The following is a 12,378-nucleotide window of genomic DNA, read 5'->3' as shown; positions in this document are numbered from 1 at the left end:
CGCGTTTTGACGCACGCTGCGATTAGTAGGCGATCCTGAAGCGCCGGTACAGGAAGCTCAGGACAAACAGGGGTCCGATCAGCAGGAATTTCAAATCATCGAAAAACGACGGCTTCTTCCCCTCGATCTTGTGTCCGATGAACTGCCCGATCCAGGCCACCACGAAGACGGCGACCGACACCGGCAGCACCGTCATCGGCGGCGTCAGGGCCAGGATCCCCAGCATCGCGGCGCTCATCACGCCCATGCCCAGCGCGAAGCCGCGCGAGAGCTTGAGGTAGTAGACCAGCGAGCCGAGCGTGACGGCGATGGCCACGGCCGGATGGATCGCCCACAGGATGCCCAGCAGGCTGAAGACGATCAGCGGGATGCACACGAAGTGGATGATCTCGTTGGTGTGGTCCTGGTGGCTGTCGCCGTAGCGCGCCAGCAGGACATCGATATTGCGGGGTTGTGAACTGTGATCCATGGGGGTCTCCGGCTTCTTGTTTCAGCCGATTCTACACCGTCTCCGCTTCCGCAACGCTGCTGGTTGCGGGCGTTTTCGGCGCCTGCAGCCGCAGGTTCGGGTGCGCCGCAAACAGCTCCGACACCCACTCGACGAATACCCGCACCTTGGCCGACAGGTGGCGGTTCTGCGGATAGACGATGTGCACCGGCAGCGGGTCGATGCCCCACTCTGGCAGGACCTGGATCATCCGGCCGGCCGCGATGTGCTGGTTGAGCAGGTAGTCGGTCATCATGATCACGCCCAGTCCCGCCAGCCCGGCCTGCACGTAGGCGTTCGAATCGTTCAGGGCGATGGCGCCGGGCAGGGCGACGTCGATGCGTTCGCCGTCGCGGGTGAAATCCCATTTCGAGATCTTGCCGGTCTTGGCGGAGAAGTAGTTGACGCAGCGGTGACGCTCGAGGTCGCGCGGGTGCTGCGGCATGCCGTAGCGCTCGATGTAGCCGGGCGAGGCGCAGGTGACGAAGTTGATGACGCCGACCCGGCGCGCGATCAGGTTCGGATCGAGCAGTTCGCCGCCGCGCACGGCGCAGTCGACGCCTTCCTCGACCAGGTCGACCGGACGGTCGGTGCTGCCCAGTTCCATCGTGATGTCGGGGTAGCGCTCGAAGAAGGTCGGCAGGGCGGGGATCAGGATCTCCGAAGCCAGTCCGGTGGGCGTGTCCACCCGCAGGCGCCCGCCCGGACTGAGCCGGTGGCGCGACAGCGATTCCTCGGCATCGCGCACGTCGGACAGTATCTGGATGCAGCGCTCGTAATAGGCGGCGCCGTCGGACGTGATCATCACTTGCCGGGTCGTGCGGTGCAGCAGCTTGACCGAGAGTGTGGATTCGAGCGTCTGGACCAGGGTCGAGACGGTCGCCTTGGGCAGGTTGAGCATCTCGGCCGCCTTGGTGAAGCTGCCGCAGTCGACCACCTGGATGAAGACTTCCATGGCCTGGAGTTTGTTCATGTCGGACTCCTGTTGTCCTGTTTCTTGCGATTGTTCGGAAATCTGAACAATCAATTCGATATTGCCATCTTTATCCGATTGTAGAACAAGACTATATTGTGTGCATCGCAGCAAAAAGTAAACACACGGAGCAGGCCATGAGCATTCGGAACGCAATCTTCAACACGGTAACCGCCGCCCTCGGCGGGCTGGCCCTGGCGGGCCTGCTGGGAACCGACGCCTATTCGATGGCCGCCGGCGCCGAAGCGCGCGGCCTGCAGGCGCTGACGATGCAGGTCGAGATGGGTTGCGATGCCTGCCTCGATGCGAACCGCCTCGCCGTGGCGCCCGCCGGAGGCCAGCGATGAGCGCAGTGCTGGAACAGGCGCAAGCCAGCGCGGTGGTGGTGCGCGAGCTCGAAGTCGGCGGCGCCCAGGGCCTGCTGGCCGCCCGCCTGTACCTGGCCGGCACGCCCGTCAAGCGCGACACGCTGATCGTGTTCTTCCACGGCGGCGGTTTCGTCGATGGCGACCTGCAGGAATCCGATGCCTTCCTGCGCCACCTGGCCGAAAGCAACGAGGAGCGCGCGGTCCTGGCCTCGAACTATACGCTCGCTACCGTCAGCCCTTTCCCGGCCGCGGTGGAAGACGCCCACGCCGTGCTGCTGTGGACGACCAAGAACAAGACGAAGCTCGGCTGGTCCGGCAAGAAGCTGGTGGTGGCCGGCATCGAGGCCGGCGCCAATCTGGCTGCCGTGTGCGCCCTGATGGCGCGCGACCGCGCCGCGCCCAAGCTGGCCGGCCAGATCCTGGTCATGCCGATGCTCGACCCGGGCCTGTCCACCGGCTCGATGCGCCAGCTCAACGGCTGCCCGGACCGCGAAAAGCTCAGCACCGATTGCGCCGCCGCCTACCGCGGCTACCTGCCGCATGCTGCCGACCGCGCCCACCCTTACGCGTCGCCGCTGCGCTCGACCCGGCTGAAGAACCTGCCGCCGGCCCTGATCCTGTCGGCCGAAGACGACCCATTGTGCGACGAGGCCGAACAATACGGCGCCAAGCTGATCAACGCCGGCGTGCGCACGACGGTGCGCCGCATGGAGCCGGCCCCGCTGCAAGACCCGAACGGGCGCAACGAATGTGCATGCAAGGTGCAGGCGCTCGCGGAGATGGCCACCTTCCTTGCAGGACTGGACCGCTGACCGGCCAGCGCCCGCTGCAACCCTGAATGCTTCCCGCAACCACCGTGCCATCAGGCGCGGGGAGGCCCCGTTTTTCCCAAAATTCGCCGCGCAAGCGGCGTGAGGGACCCCATCAAGAAAGAGGTGAGCCATGAACAAGGCATCTGCACCCCGCGGCATCGCCGCCTGCGACCCCGGCGTCATGCGCCGCCGATGTCGGGGCTAGCCTTCGCATCCTGACCTGATCGCAAGCAGCGGTCACTGAACCAGCAAGACATCCGTCATCTGCGCCTGCAGGCGTGGAGGGGCCCCCTTTTTCCCGTTTTTTGCTCGCCTGTTTTGCGAGCGACGTTTTCTGTCTCACCACATAAGAAAGGTTCATCATGAATAACCTACAACAACGCAAGGGCAGCGTAAGAATCCTCGTCGGCGCTCTGGCGGCCGTGGGCCTGGCAGGCGCCATGCTCACCGGCTGCTCCGATGCCAACAGCAAGGCTGAAGCAGCGGCAGCTGCGCCCGCCGCGCCGCCGGTCTCCGCCGCGATCGTGTTCGAGAAGCCGGTCGCCGAGACCCAGGAATTCTCGGGCCGCCTGGAAGCCGTCGAGGTGGTCGAGATCCGTCCGCGCGTGAGCGGTTACATCACCGCCGTCAACTTCAAGCCGGGCGCCGAAGTGAAGAAGGGCGACGTGCTGTTCGTGATCGACCAGCGCCCTTACCAGGCCGAAGCCGACCGTGCCGGCGCCGCGGCCAATGCCGCCCGCGCCCGTGCCGACCTGGCGCGCCTGGAACTGCAGCGTGCCGAGCGACTGCTGGCCGACAAGGCCATCGCCCAGCGCGAATTCGACGAGAAGTCCGCCGCCCAGAAGGAACTCGACGCCGGCGCCCGCGCCGCCCAGGCCCAGCATGAATCGGCGCGCCTGAACCTGGCCTATACCCGCGTGACCGCGCCGATCGACGGCCGCGTGTCGAAAGCCGAGATCACTCTCGGCAACCTGGTCGACGCCAGTGCAGTCCTGACTTCGGTCGTTTCGCTCGACCGCATCTACGCCAGCTTCGACGGCGACGAACAGACCTACCTGCGGGTCGGCAGCCGCGCCCAGCGCGGCGCCCCGGCGGTGGTCAAGGTCGGCCTGACGAACGAAGAAGGCTTCCCGCATGAAGGCAAGCTCGAATTCGTGGACAACCAGCTCGACGCCACCACCGGCAGCGTGCGCATGCGCGCCACCCTGGCCAATCCAAACCGCATGCTGGCGCCCGGCCTGTTTGCCCGCGTCCAGGTGGGCAGCGGCGTGGCCAACCAGACCGTGGTGATCAACGAGCGTGCCGTCGGCACCGACCAGAGCCGCAAGTACGTCGTGGTGGTCGGCGCCGACAGCAAGGCCGAGTACCGCCCGGTCACCCTCGGCCCCGTGGTCGACGGCATGCGCGTGGTGCGCAGCGGCCTGAAGGCAGGCGAGAAGATCGTCGTCAACGGCTTGCAGCGCGTGCGTCCGGGCGCCCCTGTCACGGCGCAGATCGTGGCGATGGACGCCGACCCGACCGCGGCAGCGGCCAAGGCCGGCACCAAGCTTGCCCTGAACACGGCCGCCAAGGAGTAAGAACATGAACTTTTCCCGATTCTTTGTCGACAAGCCGATCTTCGCGGTCGTGCTGTCGGTGATCATCTTTGTCGGCGGACTGATCTCGATCTTCCAGCTGCCGATTTCCGAATACCCTGACGTGGTGCCGCCTTCCGTCGTGGTGCGCGCCCAGTACCCGGGCGCCAACCCGAAGGTGATCGCCGAAACCGTGGCGGCGCCGCTGGAAGAGCAGATCAACGGCATCGAGGACATGCTCTACATGACCTCGCAGAACACCTCGGACGGTGCGCTGGCCCTGACCCTGACCTTCGCCATCGGCACCGACATCGACCGTGCCGAAAGCCAGGTGCAGAACCGCGTGCAGCGCGCGCTGCCGCGCCTGCCGGAAGAGGTGCGCCAGATCGGCGTCACGACCGTCAAGAGTTCGCCGAACCTGACGATGGTGGTCCACCTGAATTCCCCGGATGGCCGCTACGATGACCTTTACCTGCGCAACTACGCGGTGCTGAACATCAAGGACCAGCTGGCGCGCCTGAACGGCATGGGCGAAGTGCAGCTGTTCGGCTCGGGCGACTACGCCATGCGCGTGTGGCTCGATCCGCAGAAGGTGGCGGCGCGCGGCCTGACCGCAGGCGACGTGGTGTCGTCGATCCGCGAGCAGAACGTGCAGGTGGCAGCCGGCGTGGTCGGCCAGGGCCCGACCAAGGACGCCCAGTTCCAGCTGACCGTGAATACCCAGGGACGGCTCACCAGCGTGGAAGAATTCGGCGCCATCGTGGTCAAGGCCGGAGAAGACGGCGCCGTCACGCGCCTGAAGGACGTGGCACGCCTGGAAATGGGCTCGAGCTCCTACGCGCTGCGCTCCCTGCTGAACAACAAGTCGGCGGTCGCGATCCCTATTTTTGAGGCCCCGAACGCCAACGCGCTGCAGCTGTCTTCCGACGTGCGCGCCAAGATGGACGAATTGTCGAAGGACTTCCCGGAAGGCGTCGAATACAGCATCGTGTATGACCCGACCCAGTTCGTGCGCGAGTCGATCGATTCGGTGATCATGACCCTGCTGGAAGCCGTGGTGCTGGTGGCGCTGGTGGTGATCGTGTTCCTGCAGACCTGGCGCGCGTCGATCATCCCGCTGCTGGCCGTGCCGGTATCGGTGGTGGGCACGTTTGCCGTGATGCTGATGTTCGGCTTCTCGATCAATACGCTGTCGCTGTTCGGCCTGGTGCTGGCGATCGGTATCGTGGTCGATGACGCCATCGTGGTAGTGGAAAACGTCGAACGCAATATCGGCAATGGCCTGTCGCCGCGCGACGCCACTATCCAGGCAATGAAGGAAGTGTCCGGCCCGATCATCGCGATCGCCCTGGTGCTGTGCGCCGTGTTCGTGCCGATCGCGTTCGTCGCGGGCCTGACTGGCCAGTTCTACCGCCAGTTCGCCCTGACCATCGCGATTTCGACCGTGATCTCGGCCTTCGCCTCGCTGACCCTGGCGCCGGCCCTGTCGGCTGCGCTGCTGAAAAGCCACGACGCACCGAAAGACCGTCTGACCCGCGTCATGGACAAGGTCTTCGGCCGCTTCTTCGCCGCCTTCAACCGCTTCTTCGGCCGCTCGTCGCACAGCTACGAAGGTGGCGTCAAGACCGTCCTGCGCCGCAAGACCGCCACCCTGGGCGTCTACCTGGCGCTGGGCGTGGCTGCGATCTTCATGTTCAAGGTCGTGCCGCCCGGCTTCGTGCCTGCGCAGGACAAGGGTTACCTGATCGGTTTCGCCCAGCTGCCGGATGCGGCATCGCTGGACCGTACCGACGCCGTGATCCGCCGCATGTCGGCCATTGCCAAGGAAATCCCGGGCGTGGAATCGTCGATCGCCTTCCCTGGCCTGTCGATCAACGGCTTCACCAATGCGCCGAACGCCGGCATCGTGTTCACCTCGCTGAAACCAACCAGCGAGCGCAAGGGCAAGGAGCAGTCGGCCGAAGCCATCGCCGCCGAGATCAACAAGCGCATGGGCGCGGTGGAAGACGCCTTCGTCATGGTGCTGCCGCCGCCTCCGGTGAACGGCCTGGGCACGACCGGCGGCTTCAAGCTGATGCTGGAAGACCGCGGCAACCTCGGTTACGACGCGCTCTACCAGGCCACGCAGGCGCTGCAGGCCAAGGCCTGGGGCACGCCGCAACTGGCGGGCGTGTTCTCCAGCTACCAGATCAACGTGCCGCAGCTGTTCGCCGACGTCGATCGCGTCAAGGCCAAGCAGCTGGGCGTGCCGCTGGCGAGCATCTACCAGACCTTGCAGGTGAACCTCGGCTCGCTGTACGTGAACGACTTCAACCAGTTCGGCCGCACCTACCAGGTGCGGGTGCAGGCGGACGCGCCATTCCGCTCGCAGCCCGAGCAGATCGCCCAGCTCAAGGTCCGCAACGACAAGGGCGAGATGATCCCGCTGTCGTCGCTGATGCAGGTGAAGGACAGCTATGGCCCGGACCGCGTCCAGCGCTACAACAACTACGTGGCGGCAGACCTGAATGGCGGCGCGGCCCCCGGCGTGTCGTCGGGCCAGGCGCAAGCCATCATGGAGCAGCTGGCCAAGGAAACGCTGCCGAAAGGGATCGCCTACGAATGGACCGACCTGACCTACCAGGAGATCCTGTCTGGTAACACGATGGTGTACGTGTTCCCGCTGTGCGTGCTGCTGGTCTTCCTGGTGCTGGCCGCCCAGTACGAAAGCTGGACCCTGCCGCTGGCGGTGATCCTGATCGTGCCGATGTCGATCCTGTGCGCCCTGATCGGCGTGAAGCTCACCGGCGGCGACAACAACATCTTCACCCAGATCGCGCTGTTCGTGCTGGTGGGACTGGCGTCCAAGAACGCGATCCTGATCGTGGAATTCGCAAGGGAACTGGAAGACCATGGCCGCAGCGTCGTCGAAGCAGCGCTGGAAGCGAGCCGCCTGCGCCTGCGTCCGATCCTGATGACCTCGATCGCTTTCATCATGGGCGTGGTGCCCCTGGTGTTCTCGACCGGCGCCGGCGCCGAGATGCGCCATGCCATGGGTGTCGCGGTGTTCTTCGGCATGCTGGGCGTGACCTTCTTCGGCCTGTTCCTGACGCCGCTGTTCTATGTCTTGCTGCGCACGTTCGCCAAGCGTTTCGAGAAAAAAGTCCCGGCCGCGAAAGCCCCGGTCCTGGACCTGGAAGGAGTGCATTGAAATGATGAAGACCATGATCGCAAGGGGCGTGGCCCCGCTGCTGGCAGCCCTGCTGCTCACCGCCTGCGCCACTCCTGAGTTCAAGCAGCCGGCCATCGAAACGCCTACTGCCTTCCGCGAGTCGCAGACGCCGGCGGTGGTCGACGGCATCGAGGGTGCACGCTGGAAGAAGGCCGAGCCGGCCGAAGCGCAGCCGCGCGGCGAATGGTGGCTTGCCTTCCGGGATCCGGCGCTGACCGCGCTGGTGCAGGAAGCCACTGCCAACAACGCCAACCTGGCGGTAGCCGCGAGCCGCGTCAAGCAGGCCAGGGCCATCGTCGGCATCGCCAATGCCGACCGCATGCCGCAGGTCGGCGTCGGGATCGGCGCCCAGCGCGCCCGTCCATCGCCACTGGAGGCCGGCCTGCCGCAGGGCACGCCGACCCAGGCGCAGACCAGTTACTCGGCCAATCTCACGGCCAGCTACGAGGTCGATCTGTTCGGCCGCGTCGCCGCCGGCGTGTCGGCCGCCAGGAGCGACGCCGCCACCAGCGAGGCGAACTACCGCTCGGTGCTGCTGGCGCTGCAGGCAGACGTGGCGCAAACCTACTTCCGGCTGCGCGCCCTCGACGCGGAGCTGGAGACGGTGGCGCAGACGGTCAACCTCCGCGCCGAGAGCGTCAAGCTGACCCAGCGCCGCTTCGACCTGGGCGACATCGGCGAATTCGACCTGTCGCGCGCCAAGACCGAACTGTCGACGGCGCGCGCCGAAGCAATCGGCCTGCAGCGCGACCGCGCCAACACCGAGCATGCGCTGGCAGTCCTGCTGGGCAAGCCCGCGGCGAATTTCGTGGCGGGCCCGAGCCCGCTGCTCGATGCCGCCTTGATGCCGGTGGTGCCGGCCGGCCTGCCATCGTCGCTGCTGGAACGCCGTCCCGACATCGTCGCCGCCCAGCGCGCGATGGAAGCGTCCAACGCCCGCATCGGCGTGGCGCGCGGCGCGATGTTCCCGTCGCTCACCATCAGCGCGGCCGGCGGCGGCATCGGCGGGGCCTTCTCCGACGTGTTCCGCTGGAGCAGCCGCTCCTGGGTACTGGGCTTGTTGACGTCGCTGCCGATCATCGACGGCGGCCGCAACCGCGCCAATGTCGAGCGCAGCGAAGCGGTGCTCGAGGAATCGGTGGGCGTCTACCGCCAGAGCGTGCTCACGGCCTTTGCCGAAGTCGAGGACAACCTGGCCGGCCTGCGCATCCTCAGTGGCCAGGCCGAGCAGATCGACGCTGCCCAGGTCTCCGCGCGCCGCTCGGCCGACCTGGCGCAGAAGCTGTACGACGCCGGGCGCTCGAGCTATATCGAGCTGCTGGACGCGCAGCGTAACCTGGCCAATGTCGAACGCGCTGCGGTCCAGCTGCGCGGCAACCGCGCGGTGACGACCGTGGCCCTGATCCGGGCTCTGGGTGGCGGCTGGGATGCGCAACCCATCGACGCCGCCAAGGTCGCCATGAAATAAACCCGTTTCTCCAGGTGTTCTGCCCTTTGCGGCGGGTACGCGAGTGCTCGCCGCTTTTTTTCGTCCGGCTACAATCGAGCCCATGGCGACTTCGACCCCTTCCTTGACCGGCCTGGCGCCCGTGATCGCGCTGGACACCCGCGTGCTGGTGCTGGGCAGCTTCCCCGGCGCCGCCTCGCTGGCGGCCAGCCGCTACTACGCCCATCCGCGCAACCAGTTCTGGCCCTTGATCTCGGCGGTCATTGGCGAGGATCTCGCGGCGCTGCCCTATGACGAACGCTTGCCGCGCCTGCTGGCGCACCGCTTCGGCCTGTGGGACGTGCTGGCCGGCTGCGAGCGCGAAGGCAGCCTGGATTCGGCCATCCGCAATCCGGCGGCGAACGATTTCGAGCGCTTGCGCGCGCTGTGCCCGCAGCTGGAAACGGTCGGCTTCAACGGCCAGGCCTCGGGCAAGTTCGCGCCGCAGTTCGAAGCCGCCGGCTATCGCACCGTTGTGCTGCCATCGAGTTCACCGGCACACCAGGCAATGACGTTTGATCAGAAGCTGGCGGTGTGGCGCCGATTGATCGAGCAGCCTGACGCCACGCTGCCGGCGTCACAGGCGCAGTCCACCCTGTTTTAACTGTAGCGGCAGCTGTCAGCGGATGTGCGTCCCCACCGCACTCACCCTGCGCAAATGCGCCAGCTTGGCCGAATACACCTGCCGCATCTCTTGCCGGGTGCTGGTGTCGACCGCCTTGGCGATCTGCTCGCGCGCATGGGTCAGGTCGCCCAACTGCAGGTGCGACACGCCCAGCCAGAAGCGGAACTCGTCGTTGTAGGGCGCGCGCTTGACTTCGCGCTCGAACAGTTCCCTGGCTGTGTCGTAGTGTCCGGCGCGCAGGGCGATCATGCCCTTGTCGAAGTGGTGGTAGGGCGGGAAGGGCTCGATGCTGGCGATGCGCTTGGCCAGGGCCGCGGCCTCGCCCTGCTTGCCCAGCGACGCCAGTACCGGCTGCAGGTTGCGCATGACGGCCATGTTTTCCGGCTCGCGCTCCAGGGCCGCGCGGTAGGTCTGCTCGGCCAGCTGCAAGTCGCCGTGTTTCTCGTAGATCACGCCCAGCGTGTTGAGCGCCCGGATCATGCCCGGGCGCTTTTCGACAGCCGCGCGCGCCCACCAGTAGGCGTCGTCGATGCGGTCCTGTACCAGCATCTCGGCGGCGCGGTTGTTCAAATAGAGCGCGACGATGTCTTCCTCGTCCAGCTCGCGCGCACGCAGGCGCGATGCTTCTTTCTGCGGAATGAAGTCGACCAACAGCATGTCGTCCTGGTCGGTGCTGCGCACGCCGCTCTCGATGCGGTTGCCCAGGCTGATGTTCACGTGGGCGCTGGCCAGGTACAGGCCCGCGGTGCGGCTCCAGCTGTCCTCGACGTCGACGCTGCGGTAGCGCACCGGCATGCCCAGCTCCTTGGCAAAGGCCGCGGTCATGATCACCAGCGACAGGCAGTTGCCCGAGCGGTCGGCATAGGTCTCGGCGGCGGTGCGGGTCTTGGTGGATTCGTATTCGAGCTTCAGGTCGCTCTTGCTGTAGAGCGCGGCGACCAGGCCGTGGCGCTGGCCCTGCTGGCGCAAGGCGATGGTGAAGGACTGGCTGTTCAGGTAAGCCCGCATGGCCGGGCTGAGGGTGAACAGGTCGTCGGCGCCGACTTGCTCGCGCGGGGGCGCGAAGCGCGCATCGGCAAACAGGGGAGGGGCCGCCGGCGGCTGCATGCTGGTACATCCGGCCAGCAGCGATAGCGACAATGACAACAGGACCGCGAAACGCTTCATGACTCCCTCCACAGGCGTACTTACAAATGCAGTATCTGCCTGTGCCCGGGGCTTGTCAAAGCTTGTTCAGTCCTCGTGGAAGGCTTCCACCAGTTCGTCCAGCAGTTCGGCGGTTTCCTCATCGGTCAGGCCGAGGTAGGCGCAGGCGGCGGCGCCGCCCTTGGCCCACTCGAGCGACTCGCCGTGGCCCTGGTAGCGGCTGATCGCCGCTTCGGCCAGCAGCGAGAGCGCGACCAGCGAGCGCACTGCGCCGGAGGTCGAGGCGTCGTCCAGCACGGCGAAATCGTGGTGGTGCAGGATGGCCCAGCCGACGTCGCTGGACAGGCCCCAGTTGCGCGCCAGCAGGCAGCCGACCGAGGCGTGGGAGCTAGAGTGGCGCTCGTCTTCCAGGGCCGTGAACGGGCGTTCGGCGTCCAGCGACGCGGCGGCATAGGTGTCGGCGTAGTCGGCGAAGCGGTCCATCAGGAGCGGCACGCCGGTGTCGCAGAACAGGCCGAAGGTGTGCGCCACGTCGGCCTCGCCGATGCGCAGGCGGCGCGACAGGAACACCATCGCCTGGGCGCGGCGGGTCGAGATGTCCCAGAAGCTGGCCAGGCTGGCACTGTTGACGGGAATCGCCTGGCGCGCCAGCAGGCCGGTCATCAGGGCCGCCACCTGGTTGATGCCGAGGAAAAGGATGGCCTGCTCGATCGACTTGGCCTTGCGCCGGCCGCCGTAGATCGAGGAATTGGCCAGCTTGAGCAGGGCGCCGGACATGCCGACGTCGCTTGCCACGATCTTGCCGATCGCTTCCGGCGACGGGTCTTCCGACGCCAGTTCGCGCTGCATGTCGGCCAGCAGGCTGGGACGCGGCGGGATGCGGATCGATTTGATCAGGGCATCGACCTGGTCGAGCTGCGCGGAATGCGGGAGGGGATCGGCGACGGTATTCATGGGCGAGGGCAGGCAAGCGATGGCTTCGGCGGGAAGCGGGGATCAGCCGCCATGATACCCCAGCCGCTTAACTATTGCACTGAGGCAATGCTCTAACACGCTGCGGACTGTGGCGATTTCACCAAAACGGCGCCCTGCCTGAGCCCGCGATAAAATTGGCTCATGGTACTTTCGACAATAGCAGGAATCGATTTCACGGCCCCGGCGGAGATCGTGGCGCGCCAGCTGATCGGCATGACGGTGCTGGTGGACGGCGTCGGCGGACGCATCGTCGAGACCGAAGCCTACGACCGCGAAGACCCGGCCTCGCATGCCTTTTCCGGCCCGACCGAGCGCAATGCCGCGATGTTCGGCCCGCCCGCCCACGCCTATGTCTACCGCTCCTACGGCATCCATTGGTGCCTCAATTTCGTCTGCCGCGAGGAAGGGCATGGGGCCGGGGTCCTGATCCGCGCGCTGGAACCCGTGGCGGGCCTGGAACAGATGCGGGTGCGGCGCGATACCGGCGGCAGCGACAAGGACCTGCTGCTGTGCTCCGGCCCGGGCAAGCTGTGCCAGGCACTGGGCGTGACGCGCGCCCACAACGGCATGGCATTGTCGCAGCCGCCGTTCGAGCTGCTGCCCGGGGCGCGCGACCTGGAAGTCGTGGTGGGGCCGCGCATCGGCATCTCGAAGGCGATGGACGTGCCGTGGAGGTTCGGGCTGGCCGGCTCGCGTTACGTCAGCCGGCCGTTCCGTTGAA

General features: G+C 66.4%; 11 protein-coding genes. 7 read left to right on the top strand and 4 right to left on the bottom strand.

The window, feature by feature from the left end:
• Window positions 1–22 precede the first annotated feature (22 nt).
• On the bottom strand, window positions 23–469 hold the full coding sequence (locus tag AC3XQU_RS02665) for an Mpo1 family 2-hydroxy fatty acid dioxygenase (protein WP_489872573.1): 447 nt from the start codon (window positions 467–469) through the stop codon (window positions 23–25).
• A gap of 31 nt (window positions 470–500) precedes the next feature.
• Window positions 501–1,460, bottom strand: a complete 960-nt coding sequence (locus AC3XQU_RS02660) for a LysR family transcriptional regulator (RefSeq protein ID WP_489872572.1) — start codon at window positions 1,458–1,460, stop codon at window positions 501–503.
• A 137-nt stretch (window positions 1,461–1,597) separates the two neighbouring features.
• On the opposite strand from AC3XQU_RS02660, the gene AC3XQU_RS02655 reads away from it, so the two are divergent.
• The 6 genes from AC3XQU_RS02655 (at window position 1,598) to AC3XQU_RS02630 (ending at window position 9,515) form a co-directional block, all read left to right on the top strand.
• Window positions 1,598–1,807, top strand: a complete 210-nt coding sequence (locus AC3XQU_RS02655) for a hypothetical protein (RefSeq protein ID WP_489872571.1) — start codon at window positions 1,598–1,600, stop codon at window positions 1,805–1,807.
• Window positions 1,804–2,640: an alpha/beta hydrolase gene (locus tag AC3XQU_RS02650; RefSeq protein ID WP_489872570.1), complete on the top strand. Its 837-nt coding sequence runs from the start codon at window positions 1,804–1,806 to the stop codon at window positions 2,638–2,640. Before AC3XQU_RS02655 ends, AC3XQU_RS02650 begins: the two co-directional genes overlap by 4 nt.
• A 362-nt stretch (window positions 2,641–3,002) precedes the next feature.
• Window positions 3,003–4,217: an efflux RND transporter periplasmic adaptor subunit gene (locus AC3XQU_RS02645; protein WP_489872569.1), complete on the top strand. Its 1,215-nt coding sequence runs from the start codon at window positions 3,003–3,005 to the stop codon at window positions 4,215–4,217.
• A gap of 4 nt (window positions 4,218–4,221) precedes the next feature.
• The gene (locus AC3XQU_RS02640; RefSeq protein ID WP_489872568.1) at window positions 4,222–7,404 is read left to right on the top strand and encodes an efflux RND transporter permease subunit; all 3,183 of its coding nucleotides are present in this window, start codon (window positions 4,222–4,224) and stop codon (window positions 7,402–7,404) included.
• Window positions 7,405–7,408: 4 nt separating this feature from the next.
• A complete protein-coding gene (locus AC3XQU_RS02635) occupies window positions 7,409–8,893 on the top strand; it encodes an efflux transporter outer membrane subunit (protein ID WP_489872735.1) in 1,485 nt (494 codons plus the stop codon).
• Window positions 8,894–8,975: 82 nt separating this feature from the next.
• Window positions 8,976–9,515 (top strand): DNA-deoxyinosine glycosylase, encoded by a 540-nt coding sequence (locus AC3XQU_RS02630; RefSeq protein ID WP_489872567.1) that lies wholly within the window; start codon window positions 8,976–8,978, stop codon window positions 9,513–9,515.
• A gap of 15 nt (window positions 9,516–9,530) precedes the next feature.
• On the opposite strand, the gene AC3XQU_RS02625 is transcribed toward AC3XQU_RS02630, so the two are convergent.
• Together AC3XQU_RS02625 and AC3XQU_RS02620 are read right to left on the bottom strand one after the other, a co-directional pair.
• Window positions 9,531–10,703 (bottom strand): tetratricopeptide repeat protein, encoded by a 1,173-nt coding sequence (locus tag AC3XQU_RS02625; protein WP_489872566.1) that lies wholly within the window; start codon window positions 10,701–10,703, stop codon window positions 9,531–9,533.
• A gap of 66 nt (window positions 10,704–10,769) precedes the next feature.
• A complete protein-coding gene (locus AC3XQU_RS02620; RefSeq protein WP_489872565.1) occupies window positions 10,770–11,636 on the bottom strand; it encodes an HDOD domain-containing protein in 867 nt (288 codons plus the stop codon).
• A gap of 162 nt (window positions 11,637–11,798) precedes the next feature.
• Here AC3XQU_RS02620 and AC3XQU_RS02615 point away from each other — a divergent pair, with 162 nt between their 5' ends.
• Window positions 11,799–12,377: a DNA-3-methyladenine glycosylase gene (locus tag AC3XQU_RS02615; protein WP_489872564.1), complete on the top strand. Its 579-nt coding sequence runs from the start codon at window positions 11,799–11,801 to the stop codon at window positions 12,375–12,377.
• Window position 12,378 lies beyond the last annotated feature (1 nt).

The sequence above is a fragment of the Telluria sp. AZSoR62 genome (genome assembly GCF_058111565.1).
This window is presented reverse-complemented; position numbering and strand designations above follow the sequence as displayed.